This is a genomic window from Micromonospora marincola (assembly GCF_056150385.1).
Genome location: NZ_JAXCFT010000008.1, coordinates 199,468 through 219,509 on the forward strand (window position 1 = coordinate 199,468; position 20,042 = coordinate 219,509).

Here is a 20,042-nt window from a genome sequence, read left to right on the forward strand (position 1 = left end):
ATGCCTTGACGCTCTGAGAGGAGCAGCGACGCGATGTCACACACCATTGGCGCCCGAATGACCAGCCTTGTCACAGCCGCGGCTTTGGTGGTGGTGTCAGTCATCGCGGCCGCCCCGGCGGCTGCCGCGACCGACACGTGGCATTCGAACGACGACGTCTATCACTACTTCAAGGTGCCGCAGTCGCAGGCCAGCAGCATCGTCGGCGGAACGCCGGCAACGCTCGAACTGGAGGCGAACATCGGCCCGAGCGGCACCTGGTCGGCGCTCGCGCTCGACCCGAGCGGCTCGGACTACGCCGCGAACGTCGGTCCGCTCGATCCTGGGCTGTACTACTACCAGTACACCGCGACCATGCAGGACAGGTCGAAGGTGTCCTTCCGCCAGCCTGGCAGCCCGGTGGCGGTGACGTCGAAGCCAAACTGGAACACCTTCTTCGTGCCGGGTGAGTCGGTCGCGTGGATGGACGACATCGCTGCGGGCGGGACGGTGGAGGAACTGTCCTACCCGAGCGCAGCGGCGGCGGAGGGCCGCACCGCCTTGGTGTGGACGCCGCCCGGCTACGACTCCGCCCGGGCCGAGGCGTACCCGGTCCTGTACCTGCTGAGCAGCGAGGGTCAGACCGCTCGTGAGTGGCTGGAACTGGGCCGGGCGAAGCAGATCCTCGACAACCTGGTCGCAGGCGGGGACGCCAAGCCGATGGTGGTCGTCATGGCTGACGCCAATTCCGCCGACCCCCGCGCCGAGCTGCTCAACGCCATCGTCCCCGCAGCACGGGCCGGCTACCACATCTCGTCTCGGCCCAAGAGTCAGGCGCTGGCCGGTGTCGCCACGGGTGCCGAGCAGGCGATGAGCATCCTCCGCAGCGATCCCGGCGCATTCGCCTACGTCGGCTCCTTCTCCGGCTCTGTCGACGGCCCGATCACCAAGGCGGAGGCCAAGGCCATCAACAAGGGCACCAAACTGCTCCGGGCATACGTCGGCAACACGCTCGATCCGTCCTACAACGACAACTACGACCTGCTGGCGGACCTGAAAAAGTCCGGCGTGAAGTTCGAGTTCGACGGCGTCAACCCCGACGACGGCGCCACCTGGGACGCGTGGCGGGAGAACCTGCGGGACTTCGCCGCTCGGCTCTTCGGACAGAAGGTCGTCCGCCACGGCGCCAGCAAGGGACACCGCGCGCTGACCCGGCCGTACGAGCCCCCGGGGGCCGGGTCGATCACGACCCCGCACATCGACCCGCACGGCATCGTCACTTTCGAGACCGGCACCCAGTGGGCTGGCGCCAAGGACGTCACGATCTGGGGCAACTGGGCTCCGAATGGCCAATGGTTCCGGATCCCGATGAACAAGCAGCCCGACGGCCGCTGGCGAACGACGATTGGACCGCTCGACGGCTACTACTACTACCGGTACGTGGTCGACGGCGTCGACATGAAGGACCCGGCCGACACCGTCAACACACACGTGATGGAGTCGCAGCTTTTCGTGCCGGGTAAGTCCGATGCGATGCTGGCCGATGTCCCCGAAGGCAGGGGCGGCACGGTCTCGCTGATGACCTACGACGGAGGCCAGGGCGCAGAGCGCTACGCGTACGTCTGGACGCCGCCAGGCTACGATGCGGACCGCGAAGCTGCCTACCCCGTGCTGTACCTGTACCACGGCGGGGGCCAGAACTACGGCAGCTGGCTCGAAACCGGGCGTGCCAAGCAGATTCTCGACAACAGCTACCTCAACGGGACAATGGTGCCGATGGTTGTGGTCATGCCCGACCAGAACGGCGTCGACTTCTGGACCGACCTCAGCCAGCACGTGATGCGAACCGCGGTGGAAAAGTACAACATCTCGACTGATCCGAATGAGCAGGCGCTCGCCGGTCTGTCGTGGGGAGCCATGAACACCCTCGGCGCCTGGCTCAGCCACCCGGGCGAGTTCGCCTACATCGGTGCCTTCTCGGGGGGCCTGCTCTCCTACCCCACCGTCGACGTCCAGGCGGTCAACGAAAGCACCAAGCTGGCAAGGCTGTACTCCGGTGACGTCGACTTCACGTACACGTTAACCCAGAACGCGATGCAGTGGCTGACCTCCCAGGGCCTCGAATACGAGTACGCCGGCACCTGGGTCGGACCGCATGGCTTCGACACCTGGATGGCGGATCTGATCGATTTCGTGCCGCGGATCTTCGTGCCCGAGTACCGGTTCGGCGGGGTGCGGCCACCGCTGGCCGGCGACGGCTCCGACATCGTCAAAGCCGGACACCCCGTGCCGGTCAAGTTCACCGTGACCGACGCAGACGGCGAGACGGTCACCGACGCGCGACCGCGTCTCTACCTCGTGAAGAAGACCGACGGTGTGGCCGGCAACCGCGTTCCGGCCACACCTGTCACGAAGAGGGCGGACAACACCGCACGCTACAGCGCCGCAAGAAACCAGTACATCTTCCACTGGGACACCACCGGGCTCGCCCCGGGTGCCTACGAGTTGCAGATCGACCCGGTCCGCGGCTCCGTTCACGCCATCGCCCTGACCATCAACTGACCTCGCGTCATGCGGCCGGCGCGCCCCGGATCGGGCGGGCCGGCCGCTGCGTCCTGGGATTGTGAATGGTGCAGTCTTATACGCTTGCCGACGAATCGACGAGCGGCGGGAGGGGCTGTGGCACGCAAGACCAACAGGTCGGCGACGATGCGCGACGTCGCCCGACTCGCCGGGGTGTCGTTCAAGACGGTGTCCAACATCCTCAACGGCTATCAGTACGTGCGTCCGGAAACCCGCGAGCGGGTGGACGACGCGATCCGTGAGCTGGGCTACCACGTGAATGTGTCGGCGCGGAACCTGAGCCGGGGCCGGACCGGGGCGATCGCTTTGGTGCTGCCGTCGCTGCGCGTTGTGTACTTCGCCGAACTTGCGGACGCCGTCATGCGAGAGGCATCCAGGCGAGGCCTGACCGTCTTCATCGAGCAGACCAACGCTGAGCGCGACCGCGAGTTGCGCGTACTTGACGGCAGCTACCGGTCACGCTTCGACGGCGTGCTGTACTCCCCGCTCGCGCTGGGCAAGAAGGACCTCCCGCTGTTCGACGTCGACTTCCCCCTCGTGCTCCTGGGCGAGCGGGTGTTCGATGGTGGCCTCGACCACGTCACGATGAGCAACGTCGAGGGAGCACGTGCGGCGACCGAGCACGTCCTGGGCCGGGGTGCGACCACGGTGGTTCCCCTGGGAGTCAAGGACGACCCGTCGCCGAGCAGCGGAACGCTGCGGTTCCAGGGCTTCCGGGACGCCCTCCAGTCGCGAGGGTTCGACATCGACCCACGCGCGATCATCGGTGTGCCCGACTATTTTCACTCCACCGGCGCCACGACGATCGCTCGCATCCTTGACAGCGGCGTCAAACCCGACGCGGTTGTGGCGTTCGCCGACACACTCGCGCTGGGTGCGCTCGCCGCCTTTCAGGACCGCGGCCTCCGGGTTCCCGAGGACGTCCTGCTGATCGGCTTCGACAACATCGACGAAGCGAACTACTCCCGACCTCCGCTGAGCACCATCGACCCCGGACGCGACGTGATCGCACACCAGGCGGTCGCCCTGTTGGAAGAGCGGATCCAGCTCCAGTTCGACGGGGTGCCGCGAGAGGAACAGCCGGCGGCCCGGAGGACAGTCGTCGACTTCGAACTGATCCAGAGGCAGTCGACACTGCGCTGAGGCCGTCCTGTCACAGCGGACACGTCCGGCCCCTAGCCCTAGGACAACAGCGGCAGGATCGGCCGCCGCGACCCGAAGCAGGCCGGAGAGCCTGACCGGGCGTCCAACACCACCGCGCTCGGAATCTCCCGACGACCGGCCTTCTCCCGGGCCGACCCCACCGGAGACCGGACGGCGGGGCCGGCGCGCCGACCGGTTCTGGTTACCGCGACCGCCGCGAATCGGCCGGCCGTGGTCGAACTGGCCACGGAGGCCGTGGTGGATCATCGCCGGCTCGGCTGCGGCAGTAGGTACTCGCCACCGCAGGATTCGGCCAGAGCGGCGCCGAAGAGGGCGGCCGGGGTGTAGGCGCCTGGCTGGCCGTCGCCGGCCAGCAGCCGGCGGGTGATCTCGGCGGGTACGGCTCCGGTGTACGCCTGAGCCTCGCCGAGCCTGAGCCAGCCTTCCCGGGTTTCACCGTCTGCCCAGGTCACGACCGCGTGCCCCCAGGAGTGCTGGCGGGGTCGGTCGGCCGCCTTCATTCGCACGCGGGCGAGCCGACGCTTGGCGAACTCCCGCAGTGGGGCCCACCGCAGCAGTGCGGTCGCGGCGGGCAGCACCGTCCGGATCAGCGGCGCGGAGGGCGCTTCGCTGGACGCCGAGACAACGAATCGGGCGCCACTGGCCCGGTGCGCCGCGAGTAGTTCGCCGAGCGGCATGCTCGCCGTGGTCACCTGGGAGCCGTCCGGCAGGGTGAGCCGTCGGGCGTCGCCGGCGAGCCGGGCCGGCACCAGTCGACCGTCCGCGATCTGGCGGCCCTGATAGCGGCCTCCGCCCGGCAGGCCGGGCAGGCCGTCCAGGATGGTGGCGGCCAGGGCCGCACCGACCGGTCCTTCCTCGATGGCCAGCGAGGGCACCATGTCGACCCGAACCCGCAGCGGTGTGGGACGGCCGTCGCACAGTTTCACGACAACGCTCTCGGTGGCGGTGACGCCGAACCCGGCACCGGTGACGAGCGTGCGGTCGGCGGCCGTCGCGGCGGAGTGGAGATCGAGTGTGGCGGACACCGCCGCGACGTCGTTGGCCAGGTCGACGTAGTGGCTGCCGGCCAGGCAGGCGTCGATGAGCGGTCCGGCGGTCGTCGTGAACGGCCCGATCGTGTTGATGACCACGGCCGGGCGCTGCCGGCGGATCTGTTCGGCGGTGGCGGCGAGTGACTCGGCCACCAGCGTCCCGGCGTCGGTCGCCTGCGCGGCGGCGGCCAGGCGGCTCGCGTCCCGACCGACCAGGACCGCTGGCAGCCCGCGACGGGCCAGCTCGGCCGCGATGGCCCGGCCGCTGCGGCCGGTCCCGCCAAGAATCCAGACCTCTGCGCCCATGAACGGTCTCCGTTTCCTGTCCGCGCATCCTGATGACACGCCATGTCATCACCGTACACCGTGATGTCATGGCATGTCATCGCGGTAGAGTCGGCCCGGTGAGCAGATGGCGTCCGGACGCGCGGGAACGGCTCGAACAGGCCGCTCTCGAACTCTTCGCCGAGCAGGGCTTCGCCGCGACGACGGTTCCGCAGATCGCGGAACGGGCCGGCCTCACCACTCGCACCTTCTTCCGGCACTATGCGGACAAGCGCGAGGTGCTCTTCGCCGGGGAGAGCGAGTTGCCCGCCATGGCCCGCCGCATGATCATCGAGGCGCCGGCGGAGGTCGACCCGCTGGCGCTGATCTTCGGCGCCCTGCGGACGGTTGTGGACGCCCGGTTCGAGGGTCGACGCGCCGAGTTGCGGCGGCGGCGGGAGATCGTGCGGTCCGATCCGGGTCTCGGTGAGCGGGAACTCCGCAAGCGCGAAGGTGTCTGCGAGGCGATCAGCGCGGGCTTCCGGGAGCGGGGCGTCTCACCGATGACGGCGGCGCTGCTCGCCGAGACCGGTGTGACGCTGTTGTCGGTATCGCTTCAGCAGTGGCTTGACCAGGACGGCGACGACCTGCCACTGGGGCATTTCCTGACCGAGGCGTTGGCGTCGCTGCGGACGGCGCTGGAGGTGCCAGGCGCCGGGGTGGCCGGCGGATCCTGTTGATCGAGGGGGCGGCGCGGGCCCGCGCGACAGCGAGCCCGCCCCCGCGCGCCATCATCCGTCCGCGCGGGATCCGGAATTGGCGGCAAGCCACTCTCGCGGCAGGCGGATGGTGTGAAACCACTCACGCGGCACCTGATCGAAGTATGGCGCCCTGAGCACCGGCGTTCCTCCGCCGAAGTGGTCGGCGGCTGCGGCGGCGCGCCGGACGCTGAACCACCAGCCTTCGATCGCCCGCGACGTGATGATTCTGCCGCCCTGGACGATGCCTACATGGCGGTCGGGATTTGGCCTGGTGCTGGTCGTCCAGACAGTGCCCTTGAAGTGCACGATCGAGTCGATGTTGGACCACGACTCACGCGTCGCCGGCCGGCCGTACTTGTCCGGGCCCAGGTAGACGCCCTGCTCGTCAAGGGCGAAGAGCAGATCCCGCCGCACCGCGCTACCCACGCGACGACGAAACAGGGCGAGGATGGTGGCCTCGAATCCCAGCCCGATGATGAAGAACATGTAACGGACGGACAGGTCCTGTAGGCCGATCACCATGGCCGTGACCGGCAACAGGCTGCACAACACCACAATGCCCGCGGTCCTGAGCCGACTCTGTCGAACCTCGTACGCCGAAGCGGTATCCACTCCCATGGCCACAAGATAGCGGCGACCCGGAACGCCCTCCCTCAGCGAGAAACTCGACCACCGTCGCGGCCCAGATCCGGCACCCGCCGCCACCTCACCCCGACCTCGACGCCGGCGCGGCTCGATCCCTCGTCCCGAGCACACTGTTGCCCCCGCCGGTGACGATCCTCTACGGTCTGCTGAAGCGGTGGGCGGTGCGGTCCGCATCCGACCGACACCGCCGGGTGCCCGTCGTGCGGGCCGGGATGGTGGAGTCCCGGGCCAACCCGTCGGCGGTCGTCGCGGCGGTCGTGTGACTCCAGCTCGTTCTCCGGGTGGTGCTGCCCGGCGCGGCTCCGCCGGAGCCGGCGGCGAGCGGGCCACGCCGATCCCCACCGGAGAATCCCGTGTTCCTCAGCCCGCACGAGCAGGACCGCCTGCTCGTCCACGTCGCGGCAGACGTCGCCCGCCGCCGCCGCGAGCGCGGCCTGCGACTCAACTATCCCGAAGCCGTCGCGATCATCACCGCCTTCCTGCTCGAAGGGGCCCGCGACGGACGGTCGGTGGTCGACCTCATGTCGGCCGGACGGACGGTGCTCGGCCGCGATGACGTCCAGGACGGCATCCCCGAGCTGCTGAGGGAGGTGCAGGTGGAGGCGACGTTCCCGGACGGTACCAAGCTCGTGACGGTGCACCACCCGATCCCGTGATCCCCGGGGAGATCCTGCCGGCGGCCGACCCGGTCGAGATCAACGTGGGTCGGCCGGTGACCACAGTGGTCGTGGTCAACACCGCCGACCGTCCGGTGCAGGTCGGCTCGCACTACCACTTCGCCGAGGCCAACCCGGCCCTGATGTTCGACCGGGCCGCCGCCTGGGGTCAGCGTCTCGCCGTTCCGGCGGGCACCTCGGTCCGGTTCGAGCCGGGCGTGAGCCGCACCGTCGAGCTGGTCCCGCTCGGCGGGGCCCGCGTCGTGCCCGGTCTCCGGGGCGAGTGCGCCGGGCCGCTCGACGAAGCGTCAGCGACCGCGCCGGGAACAGGCCCGGCGACGAGCGGGGCGCCGACGACCGACGGGCCGGCGCGGTGAGCGCGGTGCGGCGGGACCGCTACATCGACCTGTACGGGCCGACCACCGGCGACCGCGTCCGGCTGGCCGACACGAGCCTGCTGATCGAGGTGGAGACCGACCACTGCGTGGGCGGCGACGAGGCGGTCTTCGGCGGCGGGAAGGTGATCCGCGAGTCGATGGGCCAGTCGCGGGCGACCCGCGCCGAGGGCGCCCTCGACACCGTCATCACCGGCGCGGTGGTGCTCGACCACTGGGGCGTGGTCAAGGCCGACGTGGGTCTGCGCGACGGACGGATCGTCGCCCTCGGCCGGGCCGGCAACCCGGACACCATGCCCGGCGTCCACCCCGAGCTGGTCATCGGCCCGGCCACCGAGGTCATCGCCGGGAACGGCCGGATCCTCACGGCCGGCGCCGTCGACACCCACGTGCACTTCATCTGCCCGCAGATCGTCACCGAGGCGCTCGCCAGCGGCATCACCACGCTCGTCGGCGGCGGCACCGGCCCCGCCGAGGGCACCCGGGCCACGACTGTCACCCCGAACGCCTGGCACCTGGCCCGCATGCACGAGGCGCTCGACACGCTGCCGGTCAACGTGCTGCTGCTCGGCAAGGGCAACACCGTCTCGCCGAAGGCGCTGTGGGAGCAGTTGCGCGCCGGCGCGGGCGGTTTCAAGCTGCACGAGGACTGGGGCACCACACCTGCGGCGATCGACGCCTGCCTGCGGGTGGCGGACGCCTCCGGGGTGCAGGTGTCCATCCACACCGACACCCTCAACGAGGCCGGTTTCGTGGCCGACACGCTGCGGGCGATCGCCGGCCGGGCCATCCACTCGTACCACACCGAGGGTGCGGGAGGCGGGCACGCGCCGGACATCATCACGGTGGCCGGCGAGCCCAACGTGTTGCCGTCGTCGACCAACCCGACCCGGCCGTACACCGCCAACACCCTCGCCGAGCACCTGGACATGCTGATGGTCTGCCACCATCTCAACCCGTCCGTGCCGGAGGATCTGGCGTTCGCCGAGAGCCGCATCCGGCCGTCCACGATGGCCGCCGAGGACCTGTTGCACGACCTCGGCGCGATCTCGATCATCGGCTCCGACGCGCAGGCGATGGGCCGGGTGGGCGAGGTGATCCTGCGTACCTGGCAGAGCGCGCACGTCATGAAGGAGCGGGTCGGCGCGCTGCCAGGCGACGGCGCGGCAGACAACCACCGGGCCCGCCGGTACGTGGCGAAGTACACCATCTGCGCGGCGATGGCGAACGGGCTGGACGCCGAGATCGGCTCGGTCGAGCCGGGCAAGCTGGCCGACCTGGTGCTGTGGGATCCGGCGTTCTTCGGCGTACGACCGCACCTGGTGCTCAAGGGCGGCATGATCGCGTACGCCCAGATGGGTGACGCCAACGCGTCCATCCCCACGCCGCAGCCGATGCTGCCGCGCCCGATGTTCGGGGCGTACGGCGCCGCGGCGTCGGCCACCAGCCTGACGTTCGTCGCGCCGGCCGCGCTCGACGCCGGGCTGCGCCTCGACGTGCGGAGACGGGTGGTGCCCGTCGCGGACGTGCGCTCGCGGGGCAAGGCCGACCTGCCGGAGAACGACGCGATGCCCCGGATCGAGGTGGACCCGGACACCTTCACCGTGCGGATCGACGGCCAGGTGGTGGAGCCGGAACCGGTGCCACGCCTGCCGATGGCCCAGCGGTACTTCCTGTTCTGATGGCGACGTCGAGTCTGCTCCTGCTGCTTGCCGACGGTCGTTTCCCGGCCGGCGCGCACGCCCACTCCGGCGGCCTGGAGGCGGCCGTCGCCGCCGGCCGGGTCACCGACCTGGCCTCGTTGGAGGCGTTCCTGGCCGGCCGGCTGGCCACCGCCGGGCTGGTCGGCGCGGCGTTCGCGGCGGCGGCGCACCGGGCGGTGACCTCGGCCGGTTCCGCCGTACGCGGGTCCACGCTTGCGTTGCTCGACGCGGAGCTGGACGCCCGGACGACGGCACCGGCGCTGCGCGCGGTGTCCCGTCGCCAGGGACGGGCTCTGCTGCGCGCGGGTCGGGCCATCTGGCCGGCGGCGTCCTTCGACGACCTGCCCTCCACACCCGGCGGTGCGCACCAGCCGTTGGTGCTCGGGCTGCTCTGCGCCGCCGCCGGCCTGAGCCGCGCCGAGACCGCCACGGTCGCCGCCCACGGGACGGTGACCGGTGCGGCAAGCGCTGGCGTACGCCTGCTCGGCCTCGACCCGTACCAGGTCCAGGCCCTGCTTGTCGGTCTCGCCCTCCGGTGCGACGGCACCGCCGCGGAGGCGGCCCGGGCCGCCGACGACCCACCCGAGCGGCTGCCCGCGGCAGCCGCGCCCCTTGCCGACATCCATGCCGAAGCTCATGCCACCTGGGAGGTGCGTCTCTTTGCGTCCTGACACCGTTGTGCCGACCGCTGCGCCCACTGCCGAGAAGAATCCCGCCCCGCACGACGAGACCGTTCCGCACACCCACCCCGATCCGGGGGTGGACCCGCATCCGCCGCTGGCACCTGCCGGCCGGGCGCTGCGCGTCGGCATCGGCGGGCCGGTCGGGTCTGGCAAGACCGCCCTGGTGGCGGCCCTGTGCCGGGCGTTCGCCGGCGAGCTGCGACTCGGCGTGGTCACCAACGACATCTACACGACCGAGGACGCCGACTTCCTCAAGCGGGCGGGCGTGCTGGACCCGGCCCGGATCCGCGCCGTGGAGACCGGTTGTTGCCCGCACACCGCCATCCGGGACGACATCGGGGCCAACCTCGACGCCGTGGACGAGTTGGCCGAGGCGGTGGGCCCGCTGGACCTGGTGCTTGTCGAGAGCGGCGGGGACAACCTGACCGCCACGTTCAGTCGGGGCCTGGTGGACCGGCAGATATTCGTGGTTGACGTGGCCGGCGGGGACAAGGTGCCGCGCAAGGGCGGACCCGGGGTGACGTCCGCCGACTTGCTCGTGATCAACAAGACCGACCTGGCCCCGATGGTCGGCGCGGACCTGGCCGTCATGGACCGGGACGCGCGGGCCCGGCGTGGCGACCTGCCGACCGTGTTCCTGTCGATCGTCGGCGACCCGACGGCGGGGCGGGTCGCCGACTGGGTCCGCCACGAACTGGCGCACCACGCGGCCCGGCACCCGATCGTCGCGCGGGTCGGCCCGGCCTGATGCGCGCGTACGCCCGGCTGGTCGCTCGGGCCGACGGGCGGGGCGGCACGGTCCTGGCCGAGTTGCGCGGTGAGACGCCGCTGCTGCTGCGACAGACGCCGGGCAGCGGTCGGGGCGTGACCGTGTACGTCGTCGGCGGGGCGGCCGGCCCGCTCGCCGGCGACGACCTGCGGCTGGACATCGAGGTGGGACCGGGGGCGGCGGTGCGGGTACACACCGTCGCCGCCTCGGTCGCCCTGCCCGGCCGGCCCGGCGCGGTGTCGCGGATGGCGGTCGACGCCGTGGTGCACGACGGCGGCGCGCTGCACTGGCTGCCCGAGCAACTGGTCGCGGCGGCCGGCTGCGCCCACCTCGCCGAGTCCCGGGTCGAGCTGGCCGCCGGGGCGAGGCTGACCTGGCGCGACGAGGTGATCTGCGGCCGGTACGGCGAGGCGCCGGGCGACGCGGTAGTGCACACCCGGGTCGACCACGACGGCCGGCCGCTGCTGCGCCAGTCGCTGGCCGTGGGACCGGGCGCGTCCGGCTGGGCCGGCCCCGCGGTGCTCGGCGGCGCGCCGGCCACCGGGTCGCTGCTTGTGTTGGACGCGTCGCTGCCCCACGAGGCCGCGAGGGTCGAGGGCACCCTCGCCCGGCTGCCCCTGGCCGGTGGTCCGGCGACACTGTGGACCGCCACCGCTCCCGACGCGCACACGCTGCGCGCCCACCTCGACGTGGCGGTCGCGCCGCTGCGCGCCGAGGTGGGGTGAGGCGGCGATCAGCGGCGAACGCCGGCCACTTCGGCGTGGTCGCGGCGACCCGCCGGGTCGAGTCGGGCGATCAGGTCGGCGAGGTGGTCGAGCAGTGCGGTGTCGGCCGGTACGCCCGCCTCGGCGAGGCTGGTCCGGACCCGCTCGTCGAGGCGGGCGTGCTCGCGGCGGCCCCGGGCGGTCAGGTAGGCCCGGATCCGTCGGCGGTCCAGCGGGTCGATCCGCCGGAACACCAGATTGCGGTCGACGAGCTGGTCGACCAGCTTGGTGAGGGTGCCCGGCGGCAGCGACGCCTCGGCGGACACCTCGCTCATCGGATGGCCCTGACCGTCGGCGAGCAGGCAGAGCACCCGCCACGCCTCGGTGGTCAGGTCGTCGTCGGCAAGCACGGCGGCCAACCGGCGGGAGAGCAGCCGTTCGGCGCGGGTGAGCGAGCGCAGCAGATCGGCTGGCGCCCCGGGCACGTCTGACATGAAACTCCCTGGGCCGGTGGCCCTGCCATCGTAGCGACTCGTCCCGGTCCGTGGTGAGCTGTGGTTTTCTTACGTCGGCCGGGCAATCATGGGCTCATGTCCGCGCCGGCACCGCCGTGGCTCACCGTCGATCGGGCCGTGGTCAGCATCGCGCTCGTGTACCCGATGCGCGGGCCGGCGGGAATGTTCGGCCCGACCTGCGAACTCTGCGCCCAGCTCGCGGTCGAGGAGATCAACGCCGGTGGCGGGGTGCTGGGCCGCGAGGTGCGGCTGGTGCCGGTCGACGGTGGCGCCCCGCCGGCCGAGGTGGCCGCCCAGGTGGAGGCGCTGGTGTCGGTGGGTGCCGTGCAGGGCGTGACCGGCTGGCACATCTCCTCGGTGCGGCAGGCGCTCGCGCCCCGGGTCGCGCACCGCGTGCCGTACGTCTACACCGCCCTGTACGAGGGCGGCGAGCGTACCGAGGGGGTCTATCTGACGAGCGAGACGCCGGATGCCCAGTTGTGGCCCGCGATGCGGCTGCTCGCGGGGGAGCAGGGCGTGCGCCGCTGGTTCGTGGTCGGCAACGACTACGTGTGGCCCCGGCGCACCGCGCGGGCGGCCCAGCGGTACGCGCTGCGCGGCGGTGGTCGCGTGGTGGGGCAGGCGTTCCTGCCGCTTGAGACGCACGACTTCGGTCACGTGTTGCGCCAGATCGAGCGCAGCGAGGCCGACGCCGTGGTGATGCTGCTCGTCGGCGCGGACGCGGTGCGGTTCAACCGGGCGTTCGCGCGTGCCGCGATGGACCAGCGTTGCCTGCGGCTGAGCACCCTGATGGACGAGAACATGCTGCTTGCCAGCGGGGCGGGCGCGACGCGGCGGCTCTACAGCACGGCGGGCTTCTTCGCCGGCCTCGTGACGCAGGAGAACCTCGACTTCCACGGCGAGTTCGCCCGCCGGTTCGGGGTGGAGGCGCCGCCGCTCGGCAGCCTGGGTGAGTCCTGCTATGAGGGCGTGATGCTGCTCGCCGCCCTGATCGGGCAGGCCCGCACGCTCGACGTGCGGGCGATCGAGACGGCTGCCGACGCGGTGGCGTACCACGGGCCGCGCGGTCGGCTGCGGCTGCGTCGTCGGCACGTGCGCCAGCGGATCTACCTCGCCGAGGCCGACGGTCTCGACTTCACCGTGCTCGCCCAGCTCTGACCGCCCGTCCGGACCCTTGACAGGTCGGCCCGGCCCGACCCTAAGATACTTCCTGCGTGAAGTATCGGGTCCCGGACCGGATACCGCAAATGTGTGTCCACCGACGGCGGAAATCTGTCCGCCGCCCATTGTGGTGGCAATTCCCCAGCGAATCATTCATGGCCGTGGGCCACTGTGGTGTGCGCTCTCTCCCCGTGCGTGGGAAACAGTCAATTAAGGACTGGGAAACACTCACGCAATCATGCCGGTCGACGCTTTGCGTGCCCGTAGTCGATGCGATGACCGCAGGCGACGTCCACCCGTCGACCTCGGCATCGCCAACGTCAGCTCCACCGGACCGCACCGACCGTCCTTTTCGTAACCTGAGTGCACCGCAGGGAGATTAGATGTCACATATCTGGGGCCGCCGCATCCTGGCGGGCGCCATGACCCTCGTCGCCGCGGCGGCCATGACCGCGTGCGGCAGCAAGACCAGTGACGAGGGCGGCGCGGCCGGCGTCACCGCCGACGTCTCCGGCGACACCGTCAAGGTGGGCCTGCTCAACTCGCTCTCCGGCACCATGGCGATCAGCGAGGTCACCGTCCGCGACTCCATCATGCTCGCCGTCGAGGAGATCAACGCGGCCGGCGGCGTCCTCGGCAAGAAGATCCAGCCGGTCGGGGAGGACGGCGCCTCGGACTGGCCCACCTTCGCGGAGAAGGCCGAGAAGCTCATCTCCGAGGACCGGGTCGCAGCCGTTTTCGGCTGCTGGACGTCGGCCAGCCGCAAGGCGGTCAAGCCGGTGTTCGAGAAGAACAAGGCGCTGCTGTTCTACCCGGTGCAGTACGAGGGTCTGGAACAGTCGCCCTACATCTTCTACACGGGCGCGACGACCAACCAGCAGATCGTCCCCGGCCTCGACTACCTCAAGGCCCAGGGAACGAAATCGGTCTACCTGGTCGGCAGCGACTACGTCTTCCCCCGGACGGCCAACAAAATCATCAAGGCGTACGCGGCGGCGAACGGGATGACAGTGGTCGGCGAGGATTACGCGCCGCTCGGGTCCACCGAATTCGGCACGATCGTCAACAAGGTCAAGTCGTCCGGCGCGAAGGCGGTCTTCAACACCCTCAACGGCGACAGCAACGTGGCGTTCTTCAAGGAGTACAAGTCGGCCGGGCTGATCGCCGCCGCGATGCCTGTGGTGTCGGTGTCCATCGCCGAGGAGGAGGTCAAGGGCATCGGCACCCAGTACCTGGAGGGTCAACTGACCGCCTGGAACTACTACCAGACCACGCCCGGCGCGGCGAACGGCAAGTTCGTGGCCGCGTACAAGGCGAAGTACGGCGCGGACAAGCCGACGAGCGACCCGATGGAGGCCGCCTACGTCAGCGTCTACCTGTGGAAGGCGATGGTCGAGAAGGCCGGCGCGTTCGACGTCGAGAAGGTCCGCGGCGCCTCCGACGGAATCACCTTCGACGCGCCGGAGGGCCTGGTCACGGTCGACGGCAAGACCCAGCACATCGCCAAGACCGCCCGCATCGGCAAGATCGGCGCGGACGGCCTGATCACCGAGGTGTGGAACTCCGGCAAACCGGTCGCGCCGGACCCGTACCTCAAGACCTATCCGTGGGCGAGCGGCCTGAGCTGACGACGCCGGCCCGGGCGGACGCCGCGACGACGCGCCCCGCCCGGGCCCCCGACCAGCAGTACGGAGTACCCACCGTGACAGTCCTCTTCGGTCAACTCTTCACCGGCATCAGCATCGGCGCGGTGCTGCTGCTCATCGCGCTCGGGCTGGCGCTGACCTTCGGCCAGATGAACGTCATCAACATGGCGCACGGCGAGTTCATCATGGCCGGCGCCTACACCACGTACGTGCTGCAACAGAGCATCACCGGCGCCGGCCTGTCGCTGCTCGTCGCGCTGCCGGCGGCGTTCGTGGTCGCCGGCACGATGGGGGTGCTGCTGGAGATCCTGCTGATCCGCCGGCTCTACGCCCGCCCCCTGGACACCCTGCTTGTCACCTGGGGCGTGTCCCTGATGCTGCAACAGCTCGCCCGGGACATCTTCGGCAGTCCGAACGTGCAGACCCGCGCGCCGGACCTGCTCACCGGCAACGTGGCGGTGCCCGGCGGGCTGACGGTCGCCAACAACCGGCTGTTCATCCTGGCCCTGGCCCTGGCCGCCGTCGCCGCCCTCACCCTGGCGCTGCGGCTCACCCCGTTGGGACGGCGGATCCGCGCGGTCGTGCAGAACCGTGACCTCGCCGCGGTGTCCGGCATCCCCACCGCCCGGGTCGACCGGACGACCTTCTTTCTCGGCTCGGGCCTGGCCGGGGTCGCCGGGGTGGCGCTCACCCTGCTCGGCCCGATCGGCCCGACCATGGGCACCAACCTGATCATCGACGCCTTCCTGGTCGTCGTGGTCGGCGGGATCGGTCAGCTCAAGGGCAGCGTGATCGTCGCCTTCGCCCTCGGGGTCCTCCAGGCCACCGGGGAATACCTCACGACCCTCAGCGTCGCCAAGGTGATCGTCTTCGTGGCGATCGTCGCGTTCCTCCAGTGGCGGCCACAGGGCCTGTTCACCCTGCGGACCAGGAGCCTCGCATGACCGCCGTGACACCCGCGCCGCCGAGCACCGCCGGCCCACCGGCCCCGGCCGACACCCCGCCGCCGAGCCGGTCCGGTGGCCGGTCCCGGCTGCGCGCGGCGGCGGGGTTCGCGTTCGGCGCGGCGCTGCTGTTCGCCGTCGCGCCGCTGGCGCTTTCGGACTTCCGGCTGGCCCTGCTCGCCAAGTACCTCTGCGTCGCCATGGTCGCAGTCGGCATCGGCATCGCCTGGGGACGCGGCGGCATGCTCACCCTCGGCCAGGGCGTCTTCTTCGGCCTCGGCGGCTACGCGATGGCCATGCACCTCAAGCTCGCCGACGCGGGTCCCGGTGGGATGCCCGACTTCATGCAGCTGTACGGGCAGCTCGACGAACTGCCAGTCTGGTGGCGGCCGTTCGCCAGCCCGTGGTTCGCGCTGCCGGCCACGGTGCTGCTGCCGATGGCCGTCGCCTTCGGGCTCGGCTCACTCGTGTTCCGCCGCCGGGTGCGGGGCGCGTACTTCGCCATCCTCAGTCAGGCTCTCGCCGCCGCCATGGTGATCCTGTTGATCGGCCAGCAGGGGACCACGGGCGGCACCAACGGGCTCACCGACATCCAGGGCTTCTTCGGTTACGACCTGGACGACCCGGTCAACCAGCGGATGGTCTACTTCATCATCGCCGGCGTCCTGCTCGCGCTGCTCGCGCTGGCCCGTCAGCTCATCCACAGCCGCTACGGGGAACTGCTGGTGGCGGTGCGGGACAGCGAGGAACGGGTCCGTTTCCTCGGCTACGACCCGGCGTCGGTCAAGCTCGTCGCCTATGTGGTGGCGGCGGGGATGGCGGGCCTCGCCGGCGCGCTGTTCGTGCCGGCGGTGGGCATCATCTCGCCCGCCCTCATCGGCATCGTCCCGTCGATCGAGTTCGTCATCGGGGTGGCGGTGGGCGGCCGGGCCACGCTGCTCGGGCCGGTGGTCGGCGCGGTGGCGGTCGCCTGGGCGCGTACCGCCCTCTCCGAACGTTTCCCGGGCACCTGGACGTACCTGCAGGGTCTGCTCTTCGTGGTGGTGGTGGCGTTCCTTCCCGGCGGCCTGGCGTCGCTGTGGGCGTTGGCCCGTCGCCGCGCCGAGCGGGCGGAGGTGCAGCAATGAGCGACGACCGACTGGACGGGCTGTCCGTCCGTGACGTGCGGGTCAGCTTCGACGGCTTCACCGCCGTCGACGGCGTCTCGCTCGAAGTGCCCGCCGGTGACATCCGGTTCCTGATCGGGCCGAACGGCGCCGGCAAGACCACCCTGGTCGACGCGATCACCGGTCTGGTGCGGGCCACCGGCTCGGTGTGCTTCGGCGACCAGGAGCTGCTGGGTCGCCCGGTGCACCGGATCAGCCGGCTGGGCATCGGGCGGACGTTCCAGACGTCGACGATCTTCGAGGAGTTGTCGGTCGTGCAGAACCTCGACATCGCGGCGGGCGCCCGCCGGAGCTGGGCCACCCTGGCCCGGCGTCGGCGGGAGATCCCCGACGAGGTGGCCGCCGCGCTGGAGACCATCGGGCTGACCGGCCGGGCCGACCAACTCGCCGGCACGCTCGCGCACGGCCAGAAGCAGTGGTTGGAGATCGGCATGCTGCTGGTGCAGGACGCGCGGCTGCTGCTGCTCGACGAGCCGGTCGCCGGGATGAGCCACGAGGAGCGCGACGCCACGGGCGCCCTGCTGGAGACGGTGAGCCGGGATCGCACGGTGGTGGTGATCGAGCACGACATGGACTTCCTGCGTCGCTTCGCGCGCAGCGTCACCGTGCTGCACGCGGGGAAGGTGCTCAGCGAGGGCACGGTGGCGCAGGTTCAGGCGGACCCGCGCGTGCAGGAGGTCTACCTTGGCCACCCGGTCGACGCCGGGTCGGTCCCCAGCGGTCTGGAGGCATGATGCTGACCCTGCGTGGGGTGCACGCCGGATACGGGCGTTCCCGGGTGCTGCACGGCGTGGACCTAGCCGTCCCGCCCGACGGGGTGGCCGCGGTGCTCGGGCACAACGGCGCCGGTAAGAGCACCCTGCTGCGGGTCGCGGCGGGCCTGCTGCGCCCGACCGCCGGCACCGTCGAGCTGGACGGCGAGGACGTCACCCGGCTCGCGCCGCACGAGCGGGTGGCGCGCGGCATGGCGTACGTTCCGCAGGGCCAGCAGTGCTTCCCGCACCTGACGGCGGCGGAGAACCTGCGCCTCGTCGCCGACGGCCGGCGCGACGGCGCGGTGGCGACGGCGGAGGTGCTGGACCTGTTCCCGGCGCTGCGTCCGTTGCTGCGGCGGCGGGCCGGGCTGCTCTCCGGTGGTCAGCGTCAGCAACTCGCCATCGCCCGCGCGTTGATCACCCGGCCGCGGCTGCTCATGCTCGACGAGCCGACCGAGGGCATCCAGCCGTCGGTGGTCGCCGAGATCCAGGAGCGGATCGTCGAGCTGACCCGGCAGTCCGGCTTCAGCGTGCTGCTCGTCGAGCAGCACCTCGGGTTCGCGCTGCGGGTGGCGAACCGCTACCACGTCCTCGAATCCGGCCGGGTCACCTCGCACGGCGACGGGGGAGTCACGGCGGAGCGGGAGGTGCGCGCGGCCCTCGCGGTCTGACCAAAGGCGGCATCGCGTCGTCCGCCGGCGCGGGCGCCGTCCATCCGCCCCTAGACTGCGCCGATGGATGCTGAATTCGCCGCCAACGCTGCCGCCACCGCCGCGATCTTCGGAGTGTTCGGGATCGTCTGGTTCGGCTGGGCGCAGGAGGCGCCGCCCAGGGCGTGGCGTCCGTGGCTCGGCATCGGCTCGGTGCTGTCCCTGGTCGCAGCGATCATCGGCGGCGTCGTCACCGCACGCACCTGGGACGAGGGCAACGCCGTGGACGAGCGGACGGGGCCGGTCTTCGGGGTGATCGTCCTGGTCGAGGTGGTCCTCTGTGCCGCCGGGGCGATCTGGCTCCGGCGGATCGGCCGCACGTCCCTGGTTCCGGCCTGGATCGCCCTGATTGTCGGCCTGCACTTCGTCCCCCTGGCGCCATTGCTGGGGTATCCGGCCCTCGCGATCTGGGCCGCGCTCGTCACCCTGGTCGCGCTCGTCAGCGTCCCCGTCGCCCGGCGGCTCGACCTCACCCCGAGCGCCGTCGTCGGTGCCGGCACGGGCGTGGCCCTCCTGGCCGGAGCGGCGACCGCGCTTGTGCACGCGCTCACCTAGGCGTCCGCCGCGGATCGCGAGCAGATCGCAACAGGATCGATGCTCGTCTAATTCGTCGTTCCTCGCTCCATCTGACCGTCACCGCTCCCGCCGGACGTATCAGCCCCGCCGCGCCGCGCTCCTGAACAACGTCATCGCGTCGGCCGGGTAGGCGACAACGCCGGTCGGCGGTTTCTCGACGATGGGAGAAGCCTGTCATGGGCAACGTAGGAAGACGGGTCCGCCGCTCGGCGCTCGCCGTGCTCACCGGCACGGCGCTGGCCGCCCTGCTGGCGGTCACCACGGCCGCCGCCGCGCCGGTCGTGGCGCGGCCGGACAAGGCCACGGCGGCCCGCACCGACGTCTACATCCGGGACGTCGCCGCCGATGTCGGCGCCCAGCCCCACTCGCTCAACCCGCTGTGGGCCAGCCCCGACATCAAGGTCTGCCCCACCGCCGTCGAGTGTGCCGTCAGCCAGAACCCGATCGTCGGCCTCACCAACTACATCTACGTCAAGCTGCGTAACCCCGGCCCGTACGGCACCGGCACCGGCGGCGGCGTTCTGCAGGTCTACCGGACGACGCCGGGTGGCGGTGCCGTATGGCCGACGCACTGGACCCAGATCGGCGCGATGAACGTGACCGCCTTCGCCGGCACCACGACCGTGACGATCCCGTGGACCGGGGTGCCCGGGCCGGGCCACTTCTGCCTGCTGGCCAGGTGGGTGTCGGCCACCGATCCGATGACCTTCGAGGGTCCGGACATCGGCACCAACACCCGCAACAACAACAACATCGCCTGGCGCAACGTCGACTCGGTGCGGCTCGTCGCGGGCGGGCCGGCGATCGTGCGGCCGTTCGCCATCGGCAACTCGCTCAAGGTGGAGACCAAGAACGACCTGGTCTTCACGCAGCCGGGCGAGCCGATCCAGCGTGTCGGCGGCCGGGTCGTCGTCGACCTCGGGCCGAGCCTGTTCGAGCGGTGGCAGGCCGGCGGCAAGGTCGGCACCGGCGTACGCGAGGTCGGCAGGAACCAGTTGGAGGTCGTCGAGCCGGCGAAGGCCAGCCTCGGCAACCTGGTGCTGAAACCGGGTGAGCGGGTCGAGTTCTCCCTCACTTTCGCGGCCGAGGCCGCCTCGGACAAGGAGTTCGCGCTCGACGTGACCCAGTTCGGCCCGGACACGAGCGGTGCGGAGCGGACCGACCTCGGTGGGGTGGAGTATCTGATCAGCGTCGGGCGGCAGTAGCCCGGCCAGCAGCGGGGTCGTGGGCCC

21 protein-coding genes are annotated in these 20,042 nt (G+C 71.1%); 18 read left to right on the forward strand and 3 right to left on the reverse strand.

Annotation, left to right across the window (positions count from 1 at the left end; all coding sequences use genetic code 11):
- Positions 1-57: 57 nt before the first annotated feature.
- Complete coding sequence (locus SM450_RS19300; protein ID WP_474621129.1) at positions 58-2,541, forward strand: alpha/beta hydrolase-fold protein; 2,484 nt, start codon at positions 58-60, stop codon at positions 2,539-2,541.
- 117 nt (positions 2,542-2,658) lie between these two features.
- Positions 2,659-3,705 carry a LacI family DNA-binding transcriptional regulator gene (locus SM450_RS19305; protein WP_474621130.1) on the forward strand — a complete coding sequence of 349 codons (1,047 nt, stop codon included), beginning with the start codon at positions 2,659-2,661 and terminating at the stop codon, positions 3,703-3,705.
- 263 nt (positions 3,706-3,968) lie between these two features.
- Here SM450_RS19305 and SM450_RS19310 read toward each other — a convergent pair whose 3' ends face one another.
- Positions 3,969-5,063 carry a saccharopine dehydrogenase family protein gene (locus SM450_RS19310; RefSeq protein WP_474621131.1) on the reverse strand — a complete coding sequence of 365 codons (1,095 nt, stop codon included), beginning with the start codon at positions 5,061-5,063 and terminating at the stop codon, positions 3,969-3,971.
- A gap of 98 nt (positions 5,064-5,161) precedes the next feature.
- On the opposite strand from SM450_RS19310, the gene SM450_RS19315 reads away from it, so the two are divergent.
- On the forward strand, positions 5,162-5,761 hold the full coding sequence (locus SM450_RS19315; RefSeq protein WP_474621132.1) for a TetR/AcrR family transcriptional regulator: 600 nt from the start codon (positions 5,162-5,164) through the stop codon (positions 5,759-5,761).
- Positions 5,762-5,812: 51 nt separating this feature from the next.
- On the opposite strand, the gene SM450_RS19320 is transcribed toward SM450_RS19315, so the two are convergent.
- Positions 5,813-6,400, reverse strand: coding sequence for a hypothetical protein (locus tag SM450_RS19320; protein ID WP_474621133.1), 588 nt, complete (start codon positions 6,398-6,400; stop codon positions 5,813-5,815).
- Positions 6,401-6,552: 152 nt separating this feature from the next.
- On the opposite strand from SM450_RS19320, the gene SM450_RS19325 reads away from it, so the two are divergent.
- From SM450_RS19325 to SM450_RS19355, 7 genes are all read left to right on the forward strand, one after another.
- Positions 6,553-6,690 (forward strand): hypothetical protein, encoded by a 138-nt coding sequence (locus tag SM450_RS19325; protein ID WP_474621134.1) that lies wholly within the window; start codon positions 6,553-6,555, stop codon positions 6,688-6,690.
- A 90-nt stretch (positions 6,691-6,780) separates the two neighbouring features.
- Positions 6,781-7,083: an urease subunit gamma gene (locus tag SM450_RS19330; RefSeq protein ID WP_222957358.1), complete on the forward strand. Its 303-nt coding sequence runs from the start codon at positions 6,781-6,783 to the stop codon at positions 7,081-7,083.
- Positions 7,080-7,460 (forward strand): urease subunit beta, encoded by a 381-nt coding sequence (locus SM450_RS19335; protein ID WP_474621135.1) that lies wholly within the window; start codon positions 7,080-7,082, stop codon positions 7,458-7,460. The genes SM450_RS19330 and SM450_RS19335 overlap by 4 nt, the downstream gene beginning before the upstream one ends.
- Complete coding sequence (locus tag SM450_RS19340) at positions 7,457-9,160, forward strand: urease subunit alpha (protein WP_474621136.1); 1,704 nt, start codon at positions 7,457-7,459, stop codon at positions 9,158-9,160. The genes SM450_RS19335 and SM450_RS19340 overlap by 4 nt, the downstream gene beginning before the upstream one ends.
- Positions 9,160-9,852, forward strand: coding sequence for an urease accessory protein UreF (locus SM450_RS19345; protein ID WP_474621137.1), 693 nt, complete (start codon positions 9,160-9,162; stop codon positions 9,850-9,852). Before SM450_RS19340 ends, SM450_RS19345 begins: the two co-directional genes overlap by 1 nt.
- Entirely contained in the window at positions 9,842-10,612 is a 771-nt protein-coding gene (gene ureG / locus SM450_RS19350) for an urease accessory protein UreG (RefSeq protein ID WP_474621138.1), read from the forward strand. The genes SM450_RS19345 and ureG overlap by 11 nt, the downstream gene beginning before the upstream one ends.
- Positions 10,612-11,358, forward strand: coding sequence for an urease accessory protein UreD (locus tag SM450_RS19355; RefSeq protein ID WP_474621139.1), 747 nt, complete (start codon positions 10,612-10,614; stop codon positions 11,356-11,358). Before ureG ends, SM450_RS19355 begins: the two co-directional genes overlap by 1 nt.
- Before the next feature lie 8 nt (positions 11,359-11,366).
- Here the strand turns inward: SM450_RS19355 and SM450_RS19360 are convergent, their stop codons facing one another.
- Positions 11,367-11,831, reverse strand: coding sequence for a MarR family winged helix-turn-helix transcriptional regulator (locus tag SM450_RS19360; RefSeq protein ID WP_474621140.1), 465 nt, complete (start codon positions 11,829-11,831; stop codon positions 11,367-11,369).
- 96 nt (positions 11,832-11,927) lie between these two features.
- On the opposite strand from SM450_RS19360, the gene SM450_RS19365 reads away from it, so the two are divergent.
- The 8 genes from SM450_RS19365 to SM450_RS19400 all read left to right on the forward strand — a co-directional run bounded on the left by SM450_RS19365 (position 11,928) and on the right by SM450_RS19400 (position 20,015).
- Positions 11,928-13,010 (forward strand): substrate-binding domain-containing protein, encoded by a 1,083-nt coding sequence (locus SM450_RS19365; protein WP_474621141.1) that lies wholly within the window; start codon positions 11,928-11,930, stop codon positions 13,008-13,010.
- A gap of 386 nt (positions 13,011-13,396) precedes the next feature.
- Entirely contained in the window at positions 13,397-14,641 is a 1,245-nt protein-coding gene (gene urtA / locus SM450_RS19370; protein ID WP_474621142.1) for an urea ABC transporter substrate-binding protein, read from the forward strand.
- Positions 14,620-15,603 carry an urea ABC transporter permease subunit UrtB gene (gene urtB / locus SM450_RS19375; RefSeq protein ID WP_474621143.1) on the forward strand — a complete coding sequence of 328 codons (984 nt, stop codon included), beginning with the start codon at positions 14,620-14,622 and terminating at the stop codon, positions 15,601-15,603. The genes urtA and urtB overlap by 22 nt, the downstream gene beginning before the upstream one ends.
- Complete coding sequence (gene urtC / locus SM450_RS19380) at positions 15,600-16,730, forward strand: urea ABC transporter permease subunit UrtC (RefSeq protein ID WP_474621144.1); 1,131 nt, start codon at positions 15,600-15,602, stop codon at positions 16,728-16,730. The genes urtB and urtC overlap by 4 nt, the downstream gene beginning before the upstream one ends.
- Positions 16,727-17,503, forward strand: coding sequence for an urea ABC transporter ATP-binding protein UrtD (urtD, locus tag SM450_RS19385; protein ID WP_474621145.1), 777 nt, complete (start codon positions 16,727-16,729; stop codon positions 17,501-17,503). The genes urtC and urtD overlap by 4 nt, the downstream gene beginning before the upstream one ends.
- Complete coding sequence (gene urtE / locus SM450_RS19390) at positions 17,503-18,195, forward strand: urea ABC transporter ATP-binding subunit UrtE (RefSeq protein WP_091427612.1); 693 nt, start codon at positions 17,503-17,505, stop codon at positions 18,193-18,195. Before urtD ends, urtE begins: the two co-directional genes overlap by 1 nt.
- Before the next feature lie 63 nt (positions 18,196-18,258).
- The gene (locus SM450_RS19395) at positions 18,259-18,789 is read left to right on the forward strand and encodes a hypothetical protein (RefSeq protein ID WP_474621146.1); all 531 of its coding nucleotides are present in this window, start codon (positions 18,259-18,261) and stop codon (positions 18,787-18,789) included.
- A gap of 197 nt (positions 18,790-18,986) precedes the next feature.
- Positions 18,987-20,015: a hypothetical protein gene (locus SM450_RS19400; protein WP_474621147.1), complete on the forward strand. Its 1,029-nt coding sequence runs from the start codon at positions 18,987-18,989 to the stop codon at positions 20,013-20,015.
- The last annotated feature ends 27 nt before the right edge of the window (positions 20,016-20,042 follow it).

Coding starts and splice junctions, on each gene's coding strand:
- SM450_RS19300 (WP_474621129.1), top strand. CDS start 58: ATGACCAGCCTTGTCACAGCCGCGGCTTTGGTGGTGGTGTCAGTCATC.
- SM450_RS19310 (WP_474621131.1), bottom strand. CDS start 5,063: ATGGGCGCAGAGGTCTGGATTCTTGGCGGGACCGGCCGCAGCGGCCGG.
- SM450_RS19320 (WP_474621133.1), bottom strand. CDS start 6,400: ATGGGAGTGGATACCGCTTCGGCGTACGAGGTTCGACAGAGTCGGCTC.
- SM450_RS19345 (WP_474621137.1), top strand. CDS start 9,160: ATGGCGACGTCGAGTCTGCTCCTGCTGCTTGCCGACGGTCGTTTCCCG.
- SM450_RS19355 (WP_474621139.1), top strand. CDS start 10,612: ATGCGCGCGTACGCCCGGCTGGTCGCTCGGGCCGACGGGCGGGGCGGC.
- SM450_RS19360 (WP_474621140.1), bottom strand. CDS start 11,831: ATGTCAGACGTGCCCGGGGCGCCAGCCGATCTGCTGCGCTCGCTCACC.
- SM450_RS19365 (WP_474621141.1), top strand. CDS start 11,928: ATGTCCGCGCCGGCACCGCCGTGGCTCACCGTCGATCGGGCCGTGGTC.
- urtA (WP_474621142.1), top strand. CDS start 13,397: ATGTCACATATCTGGGGCCGCCGCATCCTGGCGGGCGCCATGACCCTC.
- urtC (WP_474621144.1), top strand. CDS start 15,600: ATGACCGCCGTGACACCCGCGCCGCCGAGCACCGCCGGCCCACCGGCC.
- urtD (WP_474621145.1), top strand. CDS start 16,727: ATGAGCGACGACCGACTGGACGGGCTGTCCGTCCGTGACGTGCGGGTC.
- urtE (WP_091427612.1), top strand. CDS start 17,503: ATGCTGACCCTGCGTGGGGTGCACGCCGGATACGGGCGTTCCCGGGTG.
- SM450_RS19395 (WP_474621146.1), top strand. CDS start 18,259: ATGGATGCTGAATTCGCCGCCAACGCTGCCGCCACCGCCGCGATCTTC.
- SM450_RS19400 (WP_474621147.1), top strand. CDS start 18,987: ATGGGCAACGTAGGAAGACGGGTCCGCCGCTCGGCGCTCGCCGTGCTC.